The sequence below is a fragment of the Chloroflexota bacterium genome, from assembly GCA_026706485.1.
In the GTDB taxonomy this organism is placed as follows: Bacteria; Chloroflexota; UBA11872; order UBA11872; family UBA11872; genus JAJECS01.
Map to the genome: position 1 here is coordinate 139,945 of JAPOYR010000011.1, position 22,229 is coordinate 162,173.

Consider the following 22,229-nt stretch of genomic DNA (forward strand, 5'->3'; position numbering starts at 1 on the left):
TGACGCGCATGAGCACCTCCGCCTCTGGACCGTCATTCGATCTGACCGGCCGCGTGGCCCTGGTGACCGGCGGCGGTCGCGGCATCGGGCGCGGCATGGCCCTGGCGCTGGCGCACGCGGGCGCGGACGTCGTGCTGGCGGCACGCTCAAAAGACCAGCTCGAATCCACCGCCGACGAGATCGAGGGCATGGGGCGCCGGGCCCTGGCCGTACCCACGAATGTACGGGACCTGGACGAGTTGGCCGCCCTCTTCGACAAGACGGACAACGAATTCGGCCGTCTCGACATCCTGGCGAACAACGCCGGCATCGGTCTGCGCACGCCGGTGCTCGAGGTCACGCCCGAGGAGTGGGACCGGGTGCTCGACATCAACCTGCGCAGCCTGTTCTTCGCGTCGCAATACGGGCTGCGCCTGATGGTGCGCGGCGGCTATGGCCGCATCATCAACACCGGGTCGCTGACCAGCTTCCTGGGATTCAAGCCCATCTCGGTCTACGGCGCGTCGAAGGGCGGCGTGGCGCAACTGACCAAGGCCCTCGCCGTGGAGTTCGCCGAACAGAACATCACCGTCAACGCCATCGCGCCCGGCTACATCCTCACCGACCTCACCCAGCCGCGCTACGACGATCCGGTGTGGAGCAACTGGATTCTCGGGCGCACCCCGATGAACCGCTGGGGTATGCCGGATGATCTGGCCGGTGCGGTGGTGTTCCTGGCGTCCGAGTCTTCCGCGTTCGTGACGGGCCACGTCCTGCCGATCGACGGAGGCTGGCTGGCCGGGTAGAGGCCCGGGGACAAACTGGTGACCCGCGCTGCCCGTCCGGTGGCCCATGCTGCGTGCAGCACGGGATCTTCAGTCACACACAGTTGACGACGAACTGGACTCCGGCTCAGGCCCGAAGCGCCGAACCCCGCGGTCCTAGCCGGCGGCGGTCGGCTCGATCCAGACCGCCCCGTCCCGGTACCACTCCTTCTTCCAGATCGGGACGGTGGTCTTGAGCGTGTCGATGATGTAGCGGCAGGCCTCGAAGGCCTCGGCGCGGTGCGGCGCGCCGACCGCAATCACCACGCTGGCCTCGCCGATCCCCAGCTCGCCGATCCGGTGCACGATCTCCACGTCCGTCAGGCCCCAGCGCTCCTCCGCCTGCCGCCCGATGCGCTCCAACTCCTGCAGTGCCATCGGCTCGAACGCCTCGTACTCCAGCTTCACGACCGGGCGGCCGTCCATGTTGTCGCGCACGATGCCGTGAAAGGTGCATATGCCGCCATTTCCGGGCAGCGTCACCCGCTGGATCAGCGCGTCGGCGTCGATGGGCTCATGCGTGAGCTTGATGTTCATGCGCCCCCCGAAACCGGCGGGATCACCGCCAGCTCATCGCCATCCGCAAGGACCGTGTCCGGCGGCACGAACTGCTGGTTGCGCGCGAAGGAGACGTGATCGGCGCGGCCCGCCAGCGCCGGCACGTCGGCCGCCAATTGTTCAAACAGGCCGCGGGCCGTCGTGCCCTCGGGCACGCGCACCTCACGCCGGCGCTCGCCCACGGCTTCGGCCACCGAAGCGAACAGCAGCAGCGAAACCCGGATCGCCGCGCCGGCCGGCGCGGCGTCCGTGGCCGCCTGCGGCGCCCTTGAACCACTCATACTTCGAGCCTAGCAACAACCCCGCCGAGGGGCTGTGCGACCATCGACGTGATCGCAGCCGACAGGCCACGCCAATGACGCACGCGCACCACGGGTCCCGCTCAACCCAGGAGCACCGTCACGAGTCCGAGCGCATCGGCGCCGTCAAGTGCGCGGTGCTCGTCATCAGCGACTCGCGCACCGAGCGCACCGACCGTTCCGGGCGCACGGCCGAGCGGCTCATCACCGACGGCGGGCACGAGATCGTGCACCGGGATCTGGTGGTCAACGACGCCGACCTCATTCGCGGCGCGATCGACGCATCGCTGGCGGCAGGCGCCCAGTTCGTGTTCTGCACGGGCGGAACGGGGCTGGGCGACCGCGACATCACCGTGGACACGGTGACGCCGATGCTCGACAAGGTGCTCGACGGCTACGGCGAGTGGTTCCGCCGGGCCAGCTGGGACCAGATCGGACCCGCGGCCATCCTGTCGCGGGCCGTAGCGGGCAAGCTGGGCCGGGCGCTGATCGTTTGCTCACCGGGATCGACGGCTGCGGTGGAGCTCGCGTTGGGCGAACTGCTGGTGCCCGAACTGCGGCATTTCATCCGCGAGGTCTCGCGCTAGCGCAAAGACCTACGCGGCTTCGGCCTCTGCCTCTTCGGTCCAGTCCAGCATTTCGGGCGGAATCTTCTCCAGGTCCAGCAGCGAGTTGAGATGGTCGATGAAGAGCACGCCGTTGAGATGATCGGCCTCGTGCTGCACGGCATGGGCGAAAAGCCCGCGCGCGTCGAGCGAGACGCGCGACCCGTCGAGCTGCGTGAACGCCACCGTCACTCCCTCGGCGCGATTGACCATCGCACGGAATCCGGGCAGTGACAGGCAGCCTTCCACCATCTCCTTGCGCGCGCCGGTCAGTTCAATTTCGGGATTGATCAGCACGAACCGGCGGCCCGACAGCGAGTCCTCATCGTCGGGCGGCAGCTCCAGCACGAACAGGCGCGCGTGCACCCCGACCTGCGGCGCGGCGAGCCCAACTCCGGCATTGGCGTGCATGGTGTCGAACATGTCGCCCGCCAGGCGCACGAGGTCGGGCGTGATCTCGGCAACCGGCGCGCACGGTTCACGCAGCCCCGGGTCCGGTATTTCAAGAATTCGGCGGATCACCGGGCCAACGCGGGAGAGCAAGCGGGCGAGTCTAGCAACGGCCCTTTTGGCATCCGGCAGCGCCGGCGCTACCTTGAACCTGCGCTCCCGGCAATGGCAACCCTATTCCCGTACCCATCGGCAAAGGCGGCATGACGTGAAAGACCCCCGCACGCACAACGTAGCCAGTTCGTACGCGCTGTGGGAGCGCGCCAACCAGATCATTCCGGGCGGCTCGCAGCTCATCAGCCGCCGGCCCTATGCCTTTTCCAATGGATTCGCCCCGGTATACGCCGAGCGCGGCAAGGGCTCGCGCATCTGGGACGACCAGGGCGTGGAATACATCGACTTCGGGATGTCGGTGACCTCCGCCATCCTCGGTTACGCCGACGACGTCGTGGACGAGGCCGTGATCGAGCAGATCGGCAAAGGCGCGACCTACTCGCTCAACAGCGAGCGCGAGATCGAGCTGGCCGAGCTGCTGATCGACCGCATTCCGTGCGCCGAGATGGCGCGGTTTTCCAAGGGCGGCGGGGAGTCGTGCGCCATCGCGGTGCGCATCGCCCGCGGGGCCACGGGCCGGGACGTGGTGCTGTTCAGCGGCTACCACGGCTGGCACGACTGGTACCTGGCCGCCGGCCACCTGAAAGAGGGCGCGTTCGATCCGTTCGCCCTGCCGAACATCCGCGCCACCGGAGTGCCGAAGGCGCTCGAAGGCACCTCGATTCCGTTCCCCTGGGGCGAGCTCGAGCCGCTGGAGCGGCTGCTGGAGCAGCATCGCGGCCAGGTGGCCTGCATCATGATGGAGCCGATCCTGCTCGCCACTCGCCCGCCCGAGGGCTATCTGGAGGGCGTCCGCGAGCTGGCGACGCGCGAAAACGTGGTGCTGATCTTCGACGAGGTCACCACAAACTTCCGCTACGGCGCCAACGGCATCCAGGACTTCGTGGGCGTGGTCCCGGACCTGGCGTGCTTTGCCAAGGCCATCTCGAACGGCTACGCCATGGGCGCGGTGGTCGGCAAGCGCTGGGTGATGGAGCCGGCGGCGGACATGTTCGTCAGCAGCACCTATTGGAGCGATCTGGTGGGCATCACGGCGGCGATCACCACGCTCACCGAGATCGAGCGTCGGGACGTGCCGGGGCAACTGGCCGACTTCGGCGAGCGCTTGCAGTCGGGCATGCAGGAAGTGCTGGATGAGGTCGATCTGCCGGTGACGATCTCGGGCATGCCAGCGACTCCGGGCATCACCTTCACCGATCCGTTCGACGCCGACGAATCCAAGAAGCTGAACGCGCTGGTGGCGCAGGAAGCCGCCAAGCGGGGCATCTTGTTCAACACGCACCCGCGCCACAGCACAGCGCACGACGACCGCGACCTCGGCATGACGCTGGAGGTATTCCGCAAGGCCCTGCTGGTGACCAAGGAAGCGATCGGTCGGAACGCCGTCGACGACGTGCTGGAGGCCAGCCTGGCGCCGGCGATCATTCCGCGACCGACCTTGAAGCCAAGCAATTCGGGATGACTTCCGAGGAGTGGCCGCCGCTGCCGGAGTCCATCCAAACGCCGCGGCTGCTCCTGCGGCGGTACAGACTCAGCGACGCAGAGGATGCCTACGCCTACGCGCGCGACCCGGAGTGGGGACGCTTCCTCCCCCCTGTCCCACAGCCCTATGAGCGGCATCACGCCGACGAATTCGTCGCCGGGCAGGTGTTAGCGAATTGGAGCAAGGAGCCCGCCTGGGCGATTGAGCATGACGACCGGGTCGTCGGCGGCGTAAGCCTGCGGTTGTCTCCCCGAAATGGGCTGGCGGAGCTCGGCTATTCGATGGCCCGGTGGCTTTGGGGCCGCGGACTCACAACCGAAGCCGTGTCGGCAGTCATCGACGCAGCGTTCCGATGCCTCCCGCTTCGCAAGATCGCCGCCCGCGCGGCAGCCGCGAATCTCGGTTCGATTCGTGTCATGGAGAAGGTCGGGATGCAGTACGAGGGTCATCTGCGGCAGCACTGGGTTGTCCACGGCCAGACGTACGACTCCGTGCACTACGGCCTTTTGCGTGAGGAGTGGGAGCAGCAAGCGGACGCCGCGGAATGACCACCGGCGACTGGCCGCTGCTGCGGGAATCGATCCAGACGCCGCGGCTGCTCTTGCGACCGTTCAGGTTCGACGACGCGGATGACATATACGCCTATGCCAGCGACCCGGAATGGGGACGCTTTCTTGCCCACGAGCAGCCCTACGAACGCCGTCATGCGGAGGCCTTCTTGGCCGAGCGCGTGTTGGCGAAATGGCGCAAGAATCCTGCCTGGGCGATGGAGCAGGACGGTCGAGTGGTCGGCGGGTTGAGCTTGTGGCTGGCTCGCCGGAATCGACGGGCGGAGATTGGCTACGAGTTGGCCCGGCGGCTGTGGGGCCGCGGTCTCGCAACCGAGGCTGCGGCGGCGGTCATCGACGAGGCGTTTCGCCTGCTTCCGATCCGCAAGGTGACCGCAACCGCGAGCGCAGCCAACGTCCGATCAACGCGGCTACTTGAAAGACTCGGCATGCAGCGCGAAGCCCTGCTTCGACAGCACTGGGTACATCGCGGCGAATCCCTGGATGAGGTTCGCTACGGGCTACTCCGTGAAGAGTGGCAGCCGCTAGCCGGGCCCGCTTCCACCGAGCGACGCGCTTCACGATGACCACCGGCGACTGGCCGCTGCTGCGGGAGTCGATCCAGACGCCGCGGCTGCTCCTGCGGCGGTTCAGGCTCGCCGACGCCGAGGACGTGTATGCCTATGCGCGGGACTCGGAATGGCGGCGCTTTCTCTTCACGGTTCCGCAGCCCTACGAGCGGCGGCACGCCGACGAATTCGTGGCGGCAAACGTACTCACCGACTGGCGCACCAAGCCGCAGTGGGCGATCGAGCGCGAGGGCCGGGCCGTCGGAACGGTCGCGCTGTGGATCCAGCGCCGGCATGAGCGGGCGGAATTCGGCTACACCCTGGCGCGTTGGCTGTGGGGGCGCGGCCTGATGACCGAAGCCGTGTCGGCGCTCATCGACGAGGCGTTCGCCACGCTCCCGCTGCGCAAGGTCGCCGCCCGTGCGCTTGCCCCCAACATTGGATCGATTCGAGTGATGGAGAAAGCCGGTATGCAATTCGAGGCGGTGCTTCGCCGGCATTTCTCGCACCGCGACGAGGTATTTGACCTGGTGCACTACGGGCTCTTGCGCAAGGAGTGGGAGCAGCGGACGGGCACCGCTCGAAGCAAGCCCGGGTCTCAGCAATGACCACCGACGACTGGCCACCGCCGTCGGAGTCGATCGAAACGCCGCGGCTACACCTGCGACGGTATCGGCTCACCGACGCGGAGGATGTCTTCGCCTACGCGCGCGACCCGGAGTGGGGGCGCTTCATGCCCCCAGTCCCGCGGCCCTACGAGCGGCGCCATGCGAGTGTCTTTGTGGCCGGCCAGGTGTTGGCGAATTGGCGGCAAGAGCCTGCCTGGGCGATCGAGCACCAAGGTCGGGTGGTTGGCCGGGTGAGGCTGCGTCTGGCGCCGCGGCATGGGCGGGCGGATCTCGGCTATTCGATCGCCCGGTGGCTCTGGGGACGCGGCCTCACCACCGAAGCCGTATCGGCAGTCATCGACGAGGCATTCCGATGCCTGCCGCTGCGCAAGATCGCTGCGGGCGCAATTGCCGAAAACGTCGGGTCGATTCGAGTCATGCAGAAGGTCAACATGCAGCGCGAAGGAGTGATGCGTCGGCACTGGGTGTGCCACGGCCAGACTTGCGACTCGGTGCACTACAGCCTGCTGCGCGAAGAGTGGGAGCAGCGAGCGGGCGCCGCCGAATGACCACTGACGACTGGCCGCCGCTTTCGGAGTCGATCCAAACGCCGCGGCTGCTCCTGCGGCGGTATCGACTCAGCGACGCGGAGGACGTCTTCGCCTATGCCCACGACCCGGTGTGGGCGCGCTTTCTCCCCGGGGTCCCCGAGCCCTACGAGCGGCACCATGCCGACGAGTTTGTCGCGTCGCACGTCCTGAAGGACTGGCGCACCGAGTCTCATTGGGCGCTCGAGCACGCGGGCCGCGTGGTCGGACACGTGGGGCTAACACCGGCGCCTCGGCATGGACGGGTGGAGCTGGGCTACGAACTGGCCCGGTGGTTGTGGGGCCGCGGTCTCATGACCGAAGCCGCGTCGGCGGTGATCGACGAGGCGTTCCGAAAGCTCCCACTCCGCAAGATCCTCGCCCACGCGATTGCCGCCAACGTCGGCTCGACGCGGGTGATGGAGAAGGTCGGCATGCGGCACGAGGTAACGCTGCGCCAGCACTGGGTCTTCCGCGGTCAGGCCTATGACGCGGTGAACTACGGCCTCATACGCGAAGAGTGGGAACGGATCGCGGGGAATCCGAGCGGCGGGGAAAACGCACAACGTCCGTAGATTCCTCACGGCGTTTGGAAGAACGCAGCTGGCGCCTCACCGTTGTCATTTCGAGCGCACTACTCCGTCATTCCGAGCGCAGCGAGGAATCCAAGGCGCGAAAAAAGCGCAACGCCCTTAGATTCCTCACATTCGTTCGGAATGATCAGGGCGAATGGCTATTCGACTACAGGAACACCCCGAAAATGTCGGCGAAGACCAGCCAGTACCAGATGAGGTAGGCGCCGGCGCCGAGCATGAAGAATGAACTGGCGCGGTGGACGTGCGGCAGCGCGCCGCGCAGCCAGCGTGATATCGCGTCGCGAAACAGCGCCGCACCCAGCGTCACCGCCACGATCACCACGCCCATGCCCAGCGAATAAGCCACGTATTGGCTGAGGGACTCGAAGAATCCCTCCGTCGCGAGCGACCCGCCCACCACGACCATGAAAATCGGCAGCGTGCAGCTGAGCGATCCGACGGCGTAGGCGATTCCGAAGACGAAGGCGTTGCCAAGGTTGCGGCGCGGCGTCACCTGAATGCGGCTGGCCGCGAGGATGCCTACGTAGCGATGGGACACGAGTAGAAAGACCCCGAACCCGACCATCGCGATCCCAATGACCAATCCCAGGTAGGGAAAGACCTGACCAAGCGCCGAGCCGCCCGCGGACACGACCGCTCCGAACGCAACGAAGATCAGCACGAACCCCAGGGTCGCCGTGATGGCCACACCCAAGGCGCGGGCCAGGCGTAGTGGCGCCGCAATCTTGTCGTAGCCGGCTTCCTCGGTGCCCAACTGATAGGCGATGTACGACGGCAGCATGAAGAAGCCGCACGGATTCACGCTGGCGACAAGTCCTGCCGCGGCGGCAAACCCGATGGGCAGCGCCCCGGCAAAGTCGGCCAGTGCGGCTTCAGCGTTTCCTTGAACGGAGACCAGGACGCCGATCAGCGCCCCGACCACCGCGGCCGGGATGGCATAGGCCAGGATCGCGGCGCTCTTGGGGCGCTTGCGCGGCTTCGACATCGCCGCCGAGGCGTCGCCGGCGCTCATTGGCCCGCCTCCGAGGCCTCTTCCAGCTCGGCGACCAGGTCGAGCAAGCCGTTCTTGTCGAGCACGCCGTTCCAGGTGCGGACGATCGTGCCGCGCGGGGTGATGAAGACGGTGGCGGGCATGCCGAGGATGCGGTACTCGATCAGGATCTTGTTGTGGAATGTGGTCCCGAGCGGATAGGAAATTCCCAACTCCGACATCAGGTTGACGGCGTCTTCGGTGGAGCCGAGGTTGACGAACGGGCCGACGTCCACGCCGAAGAGGATGACGCGGTCCTTGAACTCCTCGTAGGCCTCCTGGAACTCGGGCATCTCGCGGCGACACGGGGGACAGAGTCCGGCCCAGAAGTTCAACACCACGGGCTTTCCGATTGCCAGGATGTCGGTGAGATTCATAGACATGCGCCCCAGGGACTCGCTCGGCGCGTAGTGCTCCCAGGTGAAGTCCGGGGCCGTCATCTGGTCACCGGCCGGGAAGCTTCTGACGTCGGATTCCGATGTCGAGGACTCTTCGGGTTCAGGGGCGGCCGTGGGCGTTGGCGTCGGTTCGGGAGCGGTCGTTGGTGTCGGCTCGGGGGCAGCCGTAGCCGTCGGCTCGGGCGCGGCCGTAGTCGCCGCGGTCGTCGCAGCGGCTGTCGCCACTGCCGTGGCCTGCGGAGTCGCGGCAACCGTCGCTTCCGCCTCGGCGGCGACCTGCTCGTCGTCTCCGGTCTCACCGCACGCCGCCAGCGCGGTCGCGGCGACCACCGCCCCGCCGATCAGGAATCGGCGGCGCGACATCCACCGCACCGGCATCACCGTAGTCACTGCGCATCCCCCTCCGGGATTGGTTCTATCCAATAGTGCCTGGTTCGCAGGCGTGCCGTCTCAGCCGACCCACTCCGCCTACGCCGAAGCCGATTCATGAGATTACGCCCTGCGAGGTTCCCGTTCAGAGAGGAATACGTAGCCGGGCCGCGATCGGTGCTCGCCGGACCGTGGGTATATTCACAAACATGCGCGAGTCCGAGCCGGCGGAAGCGATTTCGCCCAGCGACGCGGGAAGCATGACGGACCAAACCCCCGTACTTCCCGTGCGCCTGCGCGTGGCAATTGCGGCTGTCTCGGTCGCCCTGCTGCTGGCGTTCATCGTTGTGATGGCGTTGGCGTTGCGCGGACAGACCGACCAGGGGCAGTTCGGCATCTTCGCCACCGGGCGCACGGTAGATCTGGAGCCGCGTCCGGCGCCGGACTTCGTGCTGACCACCTACGACGGAGAGCAGCTGCGACTCTCCGACTTCCGCGGGCAGGTCGTGCTGCTCAACTTCTGGGCGTCCTGGTGCCCGCCCTGCCGGGTGGAAGCCCCGGTGCTGCAGAGCGCCGCCGAGCGCCTGGGCCCGGCGGGACTGGTGGTGATCGGGATCGACGTGTGGGACGACGAGGCGCAAGCCCGGGCCTTCCTGGACGAATTCGACATCACCTATCCCAACGCTGAGGACACCACGCGGTCGATCCCGGTCGAGTACGGGGTGACCGGACTGCCGGAGACATTCGTCATCTCGCGCACCGGCGTGCTCGTGCGGCGCTGGGTAGGTCCGATCGACCACGAACAGCTGGCCGACCTGGTGGCGCCGCTGCTGGAAGGCAACTAGATTTCGTCTATGCGAGCTTTACCCGGTTGGGCGATCCGACTCCGCTCGTGGTGAGCCTGTCGAACCACGCGCTTACCGCAAGCTCGTGCAGCGCCCTTCGACAAGCTCAGGGCGAACGGATAGAGCTGGCTGCCGGTCTGCCGAGACTAGAGACGCACACCGGCCAACCTGGCCTAGGGGCAGCAGACAGGCGGCGTGCCGGGGTTCAGGCGTCGTCGGACGACTCCGGCGATGGCGTCTTACGCAACGCGAATCGCGCTCGACCCCCGCGCTGTTCAATGGTCAGCGTATGTCCGCTCAGCACCGCCGCCGCTTCGGCATCCGCGGCCAGGATGGGCCGGTTGTCGAACGTCACGGTCTTGTCGCCGTCCAGCAGCTCGTCGGGCTCGAGACGCACGTCCAGCTCGCCGGCGGCGTTGCGAAAGGCATGCGCGCGGATGACACGCTTCTCCGCAAGCGACGCGTCGTCGACGGCGGCGCGCAAGGCAAGGGCGGCCTGATGGGTGACCACAAGCATGATTGGTTGGCACGGTACCGCAGGCGGCATGTCTGGCTGGGCGCTGCCTCGGCGATTGCGCCGAGGAAGGTCAGCAGGACGCTCGGGGTTGGAGCCCTGGGAAGATCCGAACGTCCCCAGGCTGACGATGGGTGGATTCCCGCCTCCGCGGGAATGACGAAGTCTCAGCGACCAATCGGCGAAACTGGCGCCGTCAGGAGCCAGCCGTGCGTGTGATGACGGCCAACGTTCGCAACGCCGACCGCGCCGACGACGGCCATTCCTGGGAAAGCCGAAAGAAAGTCTGCGCGCGCGTGATCGCTGCGTGCAAACCCGATGTCGTGGGCGTGCAGGAAGCGACCATCGACCAGGTCGAGTGGATCGCGGCGGCGCTGCCGGAGCACGCCTGGCATGGGCTGCGGCAGGATCCGCATGGGCATCCCCGCAACGCAGTCTTTGTCCACAGGTCCCTGGAGCTCGTGGACCGGGGAGGCTTCTGGCTGTCGGGCACGCCGCATGTGCCGGGCTCGACCGGATGGGGCGCCAAGTACGCCCGCCACGTGAATTGGCTGGTGCTTGCGGACGACTCGGGTAGCGAGTGGCGGGTCTCCAACACCCACCTCGACCACATGAGCGAGCAAGCGCGGGCGGGCGCGGCGCGGCTGCTGGCCGAGGACGCCGCCGCCTGGCCCGATGAGACGCCCCAAGTGCTCATGGGCGATTTCAACGCCGGCGCCGGCAGCACGCCCCTGACGACGCTGGAACGCGCGGGCTGGCGCGACGCCTGGGCGATCGCGAACCCACACCAGACGGACTCGGGCCTAACTCGGCACGGATTCGGCCAGGAGGCCGCGGCCCATCCGCAGCGCATCGACTGGATCATGGTCCGGGGTCCGGTGGAGGTCCGCGCCGTCCAGGTCATCCGCGACCGGCCCGACGGCGCGTGGCCCTCGGACCACTACTTCATGTGGGCCGACGTCGAGGCCGCTCGCTAGTCGTACAGCTCGCTGACCGAGACGACGCTGCCGCCGTCAGCCGCCGAGCGATAGGCCGCGTCCAGCAGCTCCACGCTGCGCAGGCCGATCGTTCCCGGCGATCCGTTGGGCGCTCGCCCCAGGCACACGTCGACCAGGTTGGCCGCGGTCTCGAAGCGCGGATAGGTGTCGTCCGGGTTGGGAATGCTCACTTCCTCGGTCGGACCGTCGTGGCGGGTGATGGTCAAGTGACCTTTGATCGCATCGAGCAGGACGTACCCGTTCTCGCAGTAGACGCGCACGTCGAGCTGGCCCGCGTCGCCGGTCGGCATATTGCCGGTTCCAGACACGACGCCCACGGCGCCGCCCTCGAACTGCACGCTCATCGCGTCGACCAGGTCCAGCGGCACGTCGTAGTTGTTCATGACCGCCGATACGCGTTCAGCGCGCAGGCCGGAGACGAAGAACATCAGGCCGGACGAGTGCGTGATCTGCAGGTGACCCTCGCCGCCGCCTGACACCCGGGGATCGTTGTAGACCGCGTCGGGGCCAAGGACCTTCCAGTCAAACACCGGGCGATAGGCCTCGGAGTTGCCGCGAAGGAACTCGATGATCATCGAGGCGTAGGCGTTCACCACGTGCTGGGGCTCGCCCAACTCGCCGCTTGCGATCACCTCGCGAGCGCGCAAGGCGGTGCGCGTGAAGTGCCAGGGATAGCCGATGATCAGCTCCCGCTCGGCCGCGGCGGCCCGGTCGACCAGGTCGCGCGCATCGGTCGCGGTGAGCGTCATGGGTTTCTCGAGCATCACGTGGCGCCCCGCGTCCAGGCAGGCGGCGGCGACCGCGTGGTGCGCCGCGTGGGCCACGGCGACGATCACGCCGTCAAGCTCCTCTTCGGCCAGCAGATCGTTGACGTTGGAATACGTGGCGTGTCCGGGGAACGCATCCGCTGCCTTTTCGAGACGCTCGGGGTTCGCGTCGCAGATGGCGACGAGCTCGGCCAGCGGGTTGTCCCGCAGTCCGGGAATGTGGGTGTAGGTCGACCACCAGCCGGTGCCGATGACGCCGATGCGTGCGCGCTCGCTTGACATGCTCAGGCCCTCGAAACGGTTATCTACGGCGCATCGTACGCCGCGCGTCGATCGACTTCAGTAGGGGCGACGCATGCGTCGCCCCTACGAGGCCTTGCCGGCGCACGCACGGGCAGGCTTGAGCTCGGCGGACACCCCCGAAACGCCGGGGGCCTTGGCATAGCCCGTGAGCTCGACGTAGCCGTAGCCCGCGGTGCGGCCATTCTCGATTATGTCAACCAGGCCTTCCCAATAGATGTTGCCCGTGCTGTGCCGCGTGTCCAACTCCTGGTCGGCCACTACCGGTTGCACGAGCACGTCCAGGCCCAGGACCGGAATCAGCACTCGCCAGGCCGCGGGGTAGGTCGTGCCGGTTCTGGGACTCATCCAGATGCCGAGCGGAATCGTGGTGAAATCGTCGCCGGTCAAGTGCAGCGGCGGCCCCCGACCGCTGAGGGTGGCGTACGCCAGCACCTCGCGCCGGCGCTCGTCCCAGATCTCGGTGAGCATGAGGTCGCGTCCGTCGTCGAACCGCAGGCTCATCCAATCCCATCCACCCGAGCTCACGGAGATGAAATCGCCCCATTGATGGTCGAACCAGGCGGTGCCGCTGACGCCGACCTCGCCGCCGGCATCCACGAGTCGCCCGGTCACGCTCATCCGCGGGTAGGAGTAGTAGTAGCTCCAGCCAAGCGGACCGAAGTCGAGCAGGCCGTCGTGGTGCTCGACGGCCGGATACGCGGGATCGAATTCGAGGCTCACGGCGTAGCCGGGCATGTCGGCGTCGACGCTAAACCGATCGCCGTCGAAGGCGAGCCGCCAGCCGTCGACGCATAGGTCCAGGTCGTCGGGCGGTCCCGCGCTCAGTCCGAGCGCGGTGCGCTCGTCGAACACCACGCGGTCGCCCGCCGGATCCGTGATCGCGAAGTGCGCCGCATAGGCCGGGGGACCGCCGCCACGCACCGCTTGAAAGATGACGAATTCGAAGCCCAGGTCGCGGCGGTCGCCGGTGGTCAACCGGCCGGTGAAGTACCACCACTCGCTCAAGTTGTCGTGCGGCGCCTCGTCGGCGGGCAGGTCGATGGGCGGGAACGTGCGCTCGTCCGAGCTTGGCGTCGGCGCGGCTGTCAGCGGAGTCGGCGCCTCGCCGCAGGCGGCGGCAAATGCCGCGAGGAGAAGGGCGAATCCCGCCAGGGAAACCCCGGCACGTCTCGGGCCAGCGAAGAACCCGCGAGGAGGTGTTCGTCGCTTCCAGCTTGAATTGCCGGTGGATTCCCGCCTCCGCGGGAATGACGGAGGGATGGCGCAGCGGCGCGTCATCGCGGGAAGAGCCTTGGCGGCTCGAACAGCCAGGACGGCGCCCACCAATTCCACCGTCCCAGCAGCCGCATGGTGGAGGGCACCAGCAGCGAGCGCACGATCGTGGCGTCGACGAATACGGCAACCGCAGCGCCAAGCCCGATGGCCTTCACCAGCACCACGTCGGCGCTGGTGAACGCCAGGCTCACCACGATCACGACCAGCGCGGCATTGGTGATCACCCGACCGCTGCGCGCCAGGCCCTGCGCCACGCTGTCGGCGTTGCTCAGCCCTGCGTCGCGGCCCTCCTTGATCCGCGAGAGCAGGAAAACCTCGTAGTCCATGCTCAGCCCGAAGAGCACGGCAAACAGGATGATCGGCGCCGTGGACTCAATGAAGCCCAGCGGTTCGAATCGCAGCACGTTCTCGAGCCAGCCGTCCTGGAACACGAGCACCAGCGCGCCGAAGCTCGCCAGCAGGCTGAGGACGTTCATCACCACCGCCTTGAGCGGCAGCACCACCGAGCGAAACTGCGCGACGAGCGCCACGTAGGTCACCAGCAGGATCAGGCCGACCGCCCGCGGAAAATCTCCGTAGAGACGATCGACAAAATCCCCCAGGCTGGCAGCCCCGCCGCCGACGAGCGCATCCAGCCGGTTGGCGTCGCGGTAGTCGCGGATGGCATGCACGAGTTCGCGTGCCTCGTCCGATGTTGCCGACGCCCGCGGCTCGACGATCATCAAGACGGTCCGGTCGTTGGTCAGCCCCTCGACGGTGGCGGCGCCGAAGGCGTCCGGAATCGCCGTGGGATCGCGGTAGAGCAACTGGTACTGCTCCAGCGTGATGCGCGGATCGATGGTCACGTGGCTGTAGACCCGCGCCACGCGCGGGTCGGCCAGGAGGGACTGTCCCAGGGCGTGCATGCGGGCAATCGATTCGGGCGCGAGCGCCGGAGCATTCAGCCGGGTCACGATGGCGAGCGGAGCGGGCTGGCCTTGACCGAATTCCTCGCTCATGGCGTCGTAGGCCGCGCGCGCGGGGCTGTTCGACCCAAGAACCGAGGCGTCGGCGCCGCGGACGCGCACGTGGAGGAACGGCACGCCGAGGAGAATCAACAGCGCGCTCACGGCCAGAAACACCGGCAGCGGCCGCCGCATGACGGCGTGCGCCAGTCGGGTCCATCCGTCGCGAACTCTGAATCGCGGGCTCGGCACCGCCCAGCGGTTCACGTTGGGTCCCAGCTCGGCCAGGATCGCCGGCACCAGCGTCAGCGCCGCCGCAACGGCAATGAACACCGCAATGGCGCCGCCGATGCCGATGGATCGCAGCATCATGAACTCGAACACGCTCAGCGACGCCAGCCCCACCAGCACCGCGAGGCCCGAATACACCACCGCGCGGCCCGCCGTCCGCATGGTTACTCGCACGGCGTCTTCAACCTCCCGGCCCCGCCGCAGCTCCTCGCGAAACCGGCTCACGAGGAATAGCGAGTAGTCGGCGCCGAGGCCGAGGCCGACCAGGGTGACGACGTTGAGGGCAAACACCGAAAAGTCCGTCACCTGGCCCACCACCCAGACGGCGGCCAGCCCGAGCACGACGGTGGCGCCGCCGGCGACCAGCGGAATCGCCGCCGCCACGATCGAGCCGAAGACGAGGATCAGGACCACCAGCGCGAAGGGGCCGCCGATGAGCTCCGCGCGGCGCAGGTCGCCTTCGCTCAGGGTCTGGATGTCGCTGTAGAACACGGCGGAACCGGCCACGTGCGTCTCCAGCTCCGGGGTCGCCACCAGCTCGCGAATCGTGGGCACGAGATGATGGGCCTCTTCGATGTCCAGGCTGATGAACACCGTGGCGTAGCCCGCGCGGCCGCTGGGCGCGATCTGGGTGAAATTCTGCCAATGGGGAATGACGGCCACCACTTCGGGCAGCGCGGCCAGTGGCTCGAGCGCCGCCGCGGCCGCCGCGATGAAGCGAGGGTCGGTGGCGTCCAGCTCGTCGCTGCGAAAGAGAACTTCGATCGGCGTGCCGGGGTCGTCCAGGTCGTTGGACAGACGCTCGAGCGCCAGCTCGGCTTCGAGTCCGGGTGCCGAGAATCCCCCCGCGCGAAGGACCGAACCCACCTGCGTCGCGGCGATCAGCGCAACCGCCGCGACAACGATCCATAGCCCGATGACCACCCGGCGCCGGTCGATCACCCACGACGCGAGGGTGTCCAGCATCTAGCGCATATGGGCCCCGGCATGCAGGTTCGGCAGCACGCGCCGGGCGCCCGTCACTGGGTCCTCCATCACCCGAGCATCCACGTCGAACACCGTTTGGAGCAAGGCGGAGTTGCTGAGATTTCGCGGTTCGTCGACCGGCACGACTCGCCGCGCGGCGCAGCCCGGACGTTCGTAGGAAGGTGCCGGGATGTTCGCCTGGGAGTGACGCCGATCGGGTGGCAGCGGCACGAGGCGTACCCTCTGGTGGCCCAGCGTCTCGGAGCATTTGCGTCAACGACCCGCGTCCCGGCAGTCCGCGCGACCTGCTGAACCGCCAGTACGTCGTCGTCATCGCCGCCATGTCGATCGGCGTGGCGGGCTGGCTGCCGGTCAACAACTTTCTCTCGCTCTTCGTGCGGGACGAGCTTGGCGGCGACTTGCTGGGCGCCGCCTTGTTGCTGATCGCCATTCAGGGCGGCACGGCGACGCTAGGTCTCGCAGGCGGTCTGTGGATACACCGGGTCGGCAGCCGCTGGACCTATGCGCTGGGGCTGGCCGGCATGACGGCGTTCGTGCTCGTGATGACGGTTGCGGCCGGCGCCGCCGTCGTACTGGTCGCGGCGCCGTTCCTGGGCGTAGCGCTGGCGTTGCACTGGGCCGGATCGCAGACCTACGTGCTGGAGGTGTCGCCCGCGGCCCGCCGCGGGCTTGCCACCGGGATCATGAGCTTCGCCATCATCGCCGCGCCGGGGATTGCCGGCATTGCCTTTGGGCAAATCGCCGAGAGCGCCGGACTTCGGGCGATGACCGGGGTCGCCGGCGGAATGATCGGCGGGGCGCTGCTCCTGGTGGCGCTCTTCCTGCCGTCCACCACACGTCGTCAACGCGGACCAAGCCGCTCCGCCGGTGACGTGTTTCACGCGCTGCGCACCGTTCCGGCTCTCGCCATGGTGGCGGCTCGGTCCGGAACGACCGTCGCCTTCGGCGTGATCGTGTTGCTGACGGGTCCCAAGCTGGTGGCCGCCGGCGGCGACCTGCGCTCGGTTGGGCTATTCACGCTGGTCAGCGCGTTGGGCGGCGCGGTCGCGCAGATCGGCATCGGCCGGCTCTCGGACGCCATCGGGCGGACGGCCATATTCGCGCTATCGCTGGTCGTCGGCGCCGGCGCGGCCATAGGCTTTGCGCTGGCCGACGACGTGGTCGCCTTGCTCACGCTCTCCGGCGTGATCTACCTCGCGTTCGGGACGCACCAAACGGTGCTCCCGGCGATCGCCGGCGACATCTCACGCCCCGGCCAGTTGGGCACCATGATGACCTTGCAGACCAGCGCCTTCGCGCTGGGCATGATGTTCGGCGCGGGCGCCACGGCGGCCCTTGCGGCCACGGCGCCCGACGCGGCGTTCTACGTCGGCGCCGCGGGCATGGGCGTGGCGCTGGCGGTGACGCCCTGGCTGCGGCCTAGGCCTACAGGTGCATCACCACCATCTTGAGCTCGGTCATTTCCTCGACGGCGTACTTCGGGCCTTCCTTGCCGAGGCCGCTGTCCTTCACGCCGCCATAGGGCATCAGGTCGGTGCGCCACTGGGTGCCCCAGTTGATGTGGATGTTGCCCGAGTCCACGTCGCGGATGAATCGCATGGCCGAGTCGAGGCTCTCGGTGAAGATCGAGGCGCTGAGACCGTAGTTGGAGTCGTTGGAGATCGCGATGGCCTCCTCGATGTCCGCCACGCGCGTGACGCCGACGGCCGGCCCGAACAGCTCGTCGCAGGAGAGCCGCATGTCCGGCGAGACGTTGGTCACGAGCGTCGGCTCGAACATCTGGCCGTTGCGGCCGCCGCCCACCAGCACCTCCGCGCCGCCCGCCTGGGCCTCGTCGATCCACTCGCCGACGCGCACGGCGTCGCTCTCGCGAATCATGGGGCCCATGCCCGTGGACTCGTTGAGCGGGTCGCCGGTGGCGATGGCTTCAACCTTGGGCTTGAGCGCGTCGATCAGATCGCCGTAGACGGAGCCGGTCGCCAGCAGACGCTGGGTCGAAATGCACACCTGGCCGGCGTTCGCGAACGCCGTCTGCGGCAGAACCTCCGCCACCTTGTCGAGGTCGGCGTCGGGCATCACGATCGCCGCCGAGTTGGACCCCAGCTCCATCGTGACCTTCTTGATGCCGGCGGCCTTGCAGATGCGCTCGCCGATGTCGCGGCTGCCGGTGAACGTCACTTTGCGCACGCGCGGGTCGGACACCAGTGCGTCGCCGATCTCCGAGCCCGGACCCGTGATGATGTGCACCGCCTCTTCCGGCACGCCGGCCTCGAGCAGCAGCTCGATCACGCGCACGCCCATCAGCGGGGTGTCGGTGGCCGGCTTGACGACCACGGCATTGCCCGCCGCAATCGCGGGGCCGACCTTGTGGCAGACCAGGTGCAACGGGAAGTTGAATGGACACACTGCGGCCACGACCCCACAGGGCACGCGCACGGTGAATCCGAACTTGTCCTTCACGCCCGGGCCACCGTCGAGCGGGATCACCTCGGCGCCGAGGCGCTTGGCCTCCTCGGCGGACAGGTACAGGATCTCGGCAGCGCGAGAGACCTCGAAGCGGGCCTCCGAGATGATCTTGCCCTCTTCCTGGGTCAGCATGCGCGCCAGCGACTCCTGGTCACGCAAGATCAGATCGCCCGCCCGATGCAGGATCTCGTAGCGCTCGAACCCGGTCAGCTCGGCCATGACTTTGGCGCCGCGCTCGGCGCTCGCCAGCGCGCGGTCGACGTCATCCGCCGAGCCACGGGGCACGGTGTCCACCACCGACCCGTCGTACGGGTTCAGCACGTCAATCGAGTCGCGACCATTCGTCCACTGACCCGCCACATACATCTTCATCAGGCGTCATCCCATGGCAATCGGATCCGATAGCGAATGGTGGCACATGTACGGGCCGCGCGCCGCCCCGCACACCTACCCGGCAGGCGGTCGACTGCTTGCAGCCCGCCTGCATTTGTGAAACATTTTGCAAACGGTGCAGAACGCTAGGTTCAGGGCACTGATGTGGTCTCGCGCCGCATCTCCCGCACGCAGCTTCCTGAGCGACGCTCGCGTGCCGCTACGCACACTCTTGGACAACTGCGCCGGTTGCGCGCGCTCGCATGAGGCGGTGGTGTGGAGCTAAGGGAGCTCACCGCGAGCGACTGGGCCCAGTTGACCGAGTTGAACGTGCATCTCTGGATTCTGGCGGCCGTGCTCATTGGAACCGGGCTGGTGTACGCGCTGGCCCATGCCCTGATTCCGTCGCTGGTGCTTACCGGCGACATCGAGCCACAGCATGGGCGCATGATGCGCGCGCCGCTTTACGCCGTCATGACCGCCGGTCTCGGCGCTCTGACGGCCATCATCATCAAGGCCACGCTGCTGGCCCTGGACTTTCTCCCGACGTTGCTCCCGCGGCTGGCCATTTGAGTGTTGGACTCATTCCGGGCGCTCCTACCTCGCCTCTCCCCGAAGCAGTTGATCGTCATCAGCGGCCTCGGGGCCGTGCTGGGCGGCGGCGCCATTGCGCCGGTCATCCTGCTGATCGTGCTTGGGGCCATGGGCGGAACCATCACCGGGCCGCCGGAGCAGCCGATCGCGTTCGACCACGCCGTGCACGCCGGCAAGGCCGGCATCGCCTGCGAGTTCTGTCACCGCGGCATCCCGGTCGTCGAAAACACAGCGACCGCGCTGGGTACGCCGGTTTCCGCCGCGGCCACCATCCCTTCCGTGGAGCAGTGCATGTTCTGCCACTCGGTGGTCGCCACCGAGAGTCCCGAGGTGCAGAAGATTCGCGCCGCGTGGGAGACCGGCACCCCCATCGAGTGGATTCGAGTACACCGCCTCCCGGACCACGTGGACTTCGTGCACGACCCCCACATCCGCGCCTTGGCCGAAACCCATCCGAGCTTCAGCACGGCGCAGATTTGCGCGACGTGTCACGGCGACGTGGCGTCCATGACCGAGGTCGAGCAGGTGCGGGCGCTCAACATGGGCGACTGCCAGGGCTGCCACCGCGAGAACAGCGCCCCGCTGGATTGCGCGGTATGTCACAAATGATCGAGGCCAGGCGATGAGCGGAATCGCACGACGTCGATTTCTCACCGGTGCGGCGGCGCTGGCCGGCGGCGCCACCGTGGTCGCCTGCGCGGCGCCCGAGCGCGAATCGCGCGTGCAGAGCTTCGTGCACTCGCCCGAGCAGACCCTGCCCGGCCAGGAGCTGTGGTTCGCCACCGCCTGCGCCCATTCCACGGGCGGCAACAGCGTGGTGGTACGCACGGTGGATGGCCGCGCCAAGAAGGTGGAGGGCACGAAGGGCTTCCCGGTCAACCTGGGCAAGACCAACGTGCGTGGGCAGGCAGGCGTCCAATCGCTGTACAACCCGGACCGGCTCAAGACCCCCCTGCGCCGGCGTGGCACGCGCGGCGAGGGCCGGTTCGAGGCCATCGGCTGGCCCGAGGCGCTCGATCTGCTGACGGAGAACTTTGGCTCCGCGAAGAATCCGCTTGTCGTCACCGGGCCGATCAGCGGCACGCGCCTGCACGTGCTGGCGCAATTCCTCGCCAACAGCGAAGGCCGTCACCTTGTCTACGAGGCGCAGGACACGACCACCATCCGCGAAGCCGCGCGGCTGATATTCGGCTACACCCAGCTGCCGCACTTCGACATCGCCAACGCGGGGGCGGTCCTCTCGTTCGGCGCGGACTTCTTGGGCACGTGGCTGTCGCCCGTCCACTACAGCACCGCCTACGGCAAGTTCCGCGAGGAGCCCAAGCGGGGCCGGTTGATCCAGATCGAGTCCCACATGTCGCTGACCGGAGCCAACGCGGACCGGTGGATTTATGTCAATCCGGGACACGAAGGCGCGCTGGCGCTCAGCATCGCCCAGGTCATTGCCGCCGAGAACCTGACCGGCGACGACCGCTGGTTCGATCCGGTCAACGCCGTGGGCGGCATTGACGCCCTCAACGCCTATGCGCCCGAGCTGACGGCGGCGCGCACCGGCGTGGCGCCCGACACCGTGCGCGAGATCGCGCGGGACTTCGCCACCCATCCGCCCGCGCTGGCCATCGCCGGCGGCGCCGCGCTCGCCCAGACCAACGGCCTCGACAACGCCGCGGCCGCCTTGCTGCTCAACCGCATCGTCGGGAGCGCCGGTGCGGCAGGCGGCGTGCGACCAAATCCCGCCGCCCCGGCGGCGGTGCCGGCTGCGGCGGCGGGAACGCCGTTCAACCAATGGGGCGCGCTGGCTACCGGGCTACTCGACGGCAGCGAGGAAATCGACGCAGCCTTCTTCTATGACGTCGATCCGGTCTACGGATTGCCCGCGTCAACGCGCTTCGCGGACGCCCTCGGCAAGATGTCGTTCGTGGTCGGCATGGGCACGTTCCTCAACGAGACGCTCGCGCGCGCCGACCTGGTGCTACCCGCCACCCATCCCTTCGAGGAATGGGGCGACTATGTGGCCGATCCCGCGCCCAACATGCAGGTCGTCGGCTACCAGCAGCCCGTGGTCACCTCGTGGACCAATGCGCGCAGCTTTGGCGACGTGATGCTGGCGTTGACCTCGGAGCTCTTCCCCGACGCGCCGCCGCCCTGGACGACCATGCGCGACGCCGTCCGCGACGGCGCCCAGGCGCTGATCGGCCAAGATGGCTTCGACCGCGGCTGGATCGAGCTGCTGCGCACCGGCGGTCGATGGCAGGACGGAGAAGGCCGCGAGGCCCAGGCCGACCAGCCCGATTGGCACATCGGCCTGCTGGCCGAGCCGGCGTTTGCCGGCGACACCACGGAGTTCGATCTGCACCTCATGCCCTTCGAGAACGTGGCGTTTGGCGCCGGCAGCGAGTCGGCAAACCCCTGGCTGCAGGCCACGCCCGACCCGCTGACGACCGTCACCTGGACGACCTGGGCCGAGCTGAACCCGGCGACGGCCCAGCGCCTGGGCGTGAAACGCAACGATGTGGTGCACATCGACACGCCGAATGGCACGCTGCGGGCGCGCGTGTACGAATCGCCGGTGGCGCCGCCCAATGTCGTGGCCGTCCCAATCGGGCAAGGCCGCGAGTTCGGCAGCCGGTGGAATGTCGATCGGGGAGCGAACGTCATGCAGACCCTGGCCGCCCAAGCCGTTGCCGGCTCCGGGTCGCTGGCCTGGGGAGCGACGCTGGCGCGCGTGCGACCGGCCGGCGAACACGAGCGGCTGCCAACACTTGAAGTCATCGAAGATCCGCGCAACGACGGGGAGGCGCCACCAGTGCGAGTAACCAGTGGCTAGCGCCACCGACACGGCAGAGCTTCCGGTGG

At 67.9% G+C, this 22,229-nt stretch carries 25 protein-coding genes; 14 read left to right on the forward strand and 11 right to left on the reverse strand.

Annotation, left to right across the window (positions count from 1 at the left end):
* Positions 1 to 8: 8 nt before the first annotated feature.
* Positions 9 to 785 (forward strand): glucose 1-dehydrogenase, encoded by a 777-nt coding sequence (locus OXG79_10095; GenBank protein MCY3784123.1) that lies wholly within the window; start codon positions 9 to 11, stop codon positions 783 to 785.
* 135 nt (positions 786 to 920) lie between these two features.
* Here OXG79_10095 and OXG79_10100 read toward each other — a convergent pair whose 3' ends face one another.
* Both OXG79_10100 and moaD read right to left on the reverse strand, forming a co-directional pair.
* Positions 921 to 1,340: a molybdenum cofactor biosynthesis protein MoaE gene (locus OXG79_10100; GenBank protein ID MCY3784124.1), complete on the reverse strand. Its 420-nt coding sequence runs from the start codon at positions 1,338 to 1,340 to the stop codon at positions 921 to 923.
* Complete coding sequence (gene moaD, locus OXG79_10105) at positions 1,337 to 1,642, reverse strand: molybdopterin converting factor subunit 1 (GenBank protein ID MCY3784125.1); 306 nt, start codon at positions 1,640 to 1,642, stop codon at positions 1,337 to 1,339. The genes OXG79_10100 and moaD overlap by 4 nt, the downstream gene beginning before the upstream one ends.
* Positions 1,643 to 1,716: 74 nt before the next feature.
* Between moaD and OXG79_10110 the strand changes: the two genes are divergently transcribed.
* Positions 1,717 to 2,247 (forward strand): molybdenum cofactor biosynthesis protein MoaB, encoded by a 531-nt coding sequence (locus tag OXG79_10110; GenBank protein MCY3784126.1) that lies wholly within the window; start codon positions 1,717 to 1,719, stop codon positions 2,245 to 2,247.
* Between the two features lie 9 nt (positions 2,248 to 2,256).
* On the opposite strand, the gene def is transcribed toward OXG79_10110, so the two are convergent.
* Complete coding sequence (def, locus tag OXG79_10115; protein ID MCY3784127.1) at positions 2,257 to 2,808, reverse strand: peptide deformylase; 552 nt, start codon at positions 2,806 to 2,808, stop codon at positions 2,257 to 2,259.
* A gap of 115 nt (positions 2,809 to 2,923) precedes the next feature.
* Here def and OXG79_10120 point away from each other — a divergent pair, with 115 nt between their 5' ends.
* Genes OXG79_10120 through OXG79_10145 form a run of 6 tightly spaced genes read left to right on the forward strand, consistent with a single transcriptional unit; the run spans position 2,924 to position 7,199 of the window.
* Positions 2,924 to 4,291 (forward strand): aminotransferase class III-fold pyridoxal phosphate-dependent enzyme, encoded by a 1,368-nt coding sequence (locus tag OXG79_10120; GenBank protein MCY3784128.1) that lies wholly within the window; start codon positions 2,924 to 2,926, stop codon positions 4,289 to 4,291.
* Positions 4,288 to 4,860, forward strand: coding sequence for a GNAT family protein (locus OXG79_10125; GenBank protein MCY3784129.1), 573 nt, complete (start codon positions 4,288 to 4,290; stop codon positions 4,858 to 4,860). The genes OXG79_10120 and OXG79_10125 overlap by 4 nt, the downstream gene beginning before the upstream one ends.
* Positions 4,857 to 5,447, forward strand: a complete 591-nt coding sequence (locus OXG79_10130; protein ID MCY3784130.1) for a GNAT family protein — start codon at positions 4,857 to 4,859, stop codon at positions 5,445 to 5,447. Before OXG79_10125 ends, OXG79_10130 begins: the two co-directional genes overlap by 4 nt.
* The gene (locus OXG79_10135; protein MCY3784131.1) at positions 5,444 to 6,037 is read left to right on the forward strand and encodes a GNAT family protein; all 594 of its coding nucleotides are present in this window, start codon (positions 5,444 to 5,446) and stop codon (positions 6,035 to 6,037) included. Before OXG79_10130 ends, OXG79_10135 begins: the two co-directional genes overlap by 4 nt.
* The gene (locus OXG79_10140) at positions 6,034 to 6,606 is read left to right on the forward strand and encodes a GNAT family protein (GenBank protein ID MCY3784132.1); all 573 of its coding nucleotides are present in this window, start codon (positions 6,034 to 6,036) and stop codon (positions 6,604 to 6,606) included. Before OXG79_10135 ends, OXG79_10140 begins: the two co-directional genes overlap by 4 nt.
* Positions 6,603 to 7,199, forward strand: coding sequence for a GNAT family protein (locus OXG79_10145; protein MCY3784133.1), 597 nt, complete (start codon positions 6,603 to 6,605; stop codon positions 7,197 to 7,199). Before OXG79_10140 ends, OXG79_10145 begins: the two co-directional genes overlap by 4 nt.
* Positions 7,200 to 7,365: 166 nt before the next feature.
* On the opposite strand, the gene OXG79_10150 is transcribed toward OXG79_10145, so the two are convergent.
* Positions 7,366 to 8,232 (reverse strand): cytochrome c biogenesis protein CcdA, encoded by an 867-nt coding sequence (locus OXG79_10150; GenBank protein ID MCY3784134.1) that lies wholly within the window; start codon positions 8,230 to 8,232, stop codon positions 7,366 to 7,368.
* Positions 8,229 to 9,011 carry a TlpA disulfide reductase family protein gene (locus OXG79_10155; protein ID MCY3784135.1) on the reverse strand — a complete coding sequence of 261 codons (783 nt, stop codon included), beginning with the start codon at positions 9,009 to 9,011 and terminating at the stop codon, positions 8,229 to 8,231. Before OXG79_10155 ends, OXG79_10150 begins: the two co-directional genes overlap by 4 nt.
* A 215-nt stretch (positions 9,012 to 9,226) precedes the next feature.
* Here OXG79_10155 and OXG79_10160 point away from each other — a divergent pair, with 215 nt between their 5' ends.
* The gene (locus OXG79_10160; GenBank protein MCY3784136.1) at positions 9,227 to 9,862 is read left to right on the forward strand and encodes a TlpA disulfide reductase family protein; all 636 of its coding nucleotides are present in this window, start codon (positions 9,227 to 9,229) and stop codon (positions 9,860 to 9,862) included.
* 205 nt (positions 9,863 to 10,067) lie between these two features.
* Here OXG79_10160 and OXG79_10165 read toward each other — a convergent pair whose 3' ends face one another.
* Positions 10,068 to 10,379, reverse strand: a complete 312-nt coding sequence (locus OXG79_10165; protein ID MCY3784137.1) for a hypothetical protein — start codon at positions 10,377 to 10,379, stop codon at positions 10,068 to 10,070.
* A gap of 215 nt (positions 10,380 to 10,594) precedes the next feature.
* Between OXG79_10165 and OXG79_10170 the strand changes: the two genes are divergently transcribed.
* Positions 10,595 to 11,353, forward strand: coding sequence for an endonuclease/exonuclease/phosphatase family protein (locus OXG79_10170; protein MCY3784138.1), 759 nt, complete (start codon positions 10,595 to 10,597; stop codon positions 11,351 to 11,353).
* Here OXG79_10170 and OXG79_10175 read toward each other — a convergent pair.
* The 4 genes from OXG79_10175 to OXG79_10190 form a co-directional block, all read right to left on the reverse strand.
* Positions 11,350 to 12,423 carry a Gfo/Idh/MocA family oxidoreductase gene (locus OXG79_10175; protein MCY3784139.1) on the reverse strand — a complete coding sequence of 358 codons (1,074 nt, stop codon included), beginning with the start codon at positions 12,421 to 12,423 and terminating at the stop codon, positions 11,350 to 11,352. The two genes, OXG79_10170 and OXG79_10175, sit on opposite strands and share 4 nt — an antisense overlap.
* A gap of 84 nt (positions 12,424 to 12,507) precedes the next feature.
* Positions 12,508 to 13,722, reverse strand: a complete 1,215-nt coding sequence (locus OXG79_10180; protein MCY3784140.1) for a hypothetical protein — start codon at positions 13,720 to 13,722, stop codon at positions 12,508 to 12,510.
* Positions 13,719 to 15,920, reverse strand: coding sequence for an MMPL family transporter (locus OXG79_10185; GenBank protein ID MCY3784141.1), 2,202 nt, complete (start codon positions 15,918 to 15,920; stop codon positions 13,719 to 13,721). Before OXG79_10185 ends, OXG79_10180 begins: the two co-directional genes overlap by 4 nt.
* Positions 15,921 to 16,151 carry a hypothetical protein gene (locus tag OXG79_10190; GenBank protein MCY3784142.1) on the reverse strand — a complete coding sequence of 77 codons (231 nt, stop codon included), beginning with the start codon at positions 16,149 to 16,151 and terminating at the stop codon, positions 15,921 to 15,923. It abuts the gene before it with no gap.
* On the opposite strand from OXG79_10190, the gene OXG79_10195 reads away from it, so the two are divergent.
* The gene (locus tag OXG79_10195; protein MCY3784143.1) at positions 16,139 to 17,392 is read left to right on the forward strand and encodes an MFS transporter; all 1,254 of its coding nucleotides are present in this window, start codon (positions 16,139 to 16,141) and stop codon (positions 17,390 to 17,392) included. The genes OXG79_10190 and OXG79_10195 overlap by 13 nt on opposite strands.
* On the opposite strand, the gene OXG79_10200 is transcribed toward OXG79_10195, so the two are convergent.
* A complete protein-coding gene (locus OXG79_10200; protein MCY3784144.1) occupies positions 17,367 to 18,779 on the reverse strand; it encodes an aldehyde dehydrogenase family protein in 1,413 nt (470 codons plus the stop codon). The genes OXG79_10195 and OXG79_10200 overlap by 26 nt on opposite strands.
* Positions 18,780 to 19,055: 276 nt before the next feature.
* Between OXG79_10200 and OXG79_10205 the strand changes: the two genes are divergently transcribed.
* From OXG79_10205 to OXG79_10215, 3 genes are read left to right on the forward strand one after another with little or no spacing between them, the layout of a single operon-like run.
* Positions 19,056 to 19,352 (forward strand): hypothetical protein, encoded by a 297-nt coding sequence (locus OXG79_10205; protein MCY3784145.1) that lies wholly within the window; start codon positions 19,056 to 19,058, stop codon positions 19,350 to 19,352.
* Between the two features lie 48 nt (positions 19,353 to 19,400).
* Positions 19,401 to 19,982 carry a cytochrome c3 family protein gene (locus OXG79_10210; GenBank protein ID MCY3784146.1) on the forward strand — a complete coding sequence of 194 codons (582 nt, stop codon included), beginning with the start codon at positions 19,401 to 19,403 and terminating at the stop codon, positions 19,980 to 19,982.
* Between the two features lie 13 nt (positions 19,983 to 19,995).
* Positions 19,996 to 22,200 (forward strand): molybdopterin-dependent oxidoreductase, encoded by a 2,205-nt coding sequence (locus OXG79_10215; protein ID MCY3784147.1) that lies wholly within the window; start codon positions 19,996 to 19,998, stop codon positions 22,198 to 22,200.
* Positions 22,201 to 22,229: the final 29 nt, after the last annotated feature.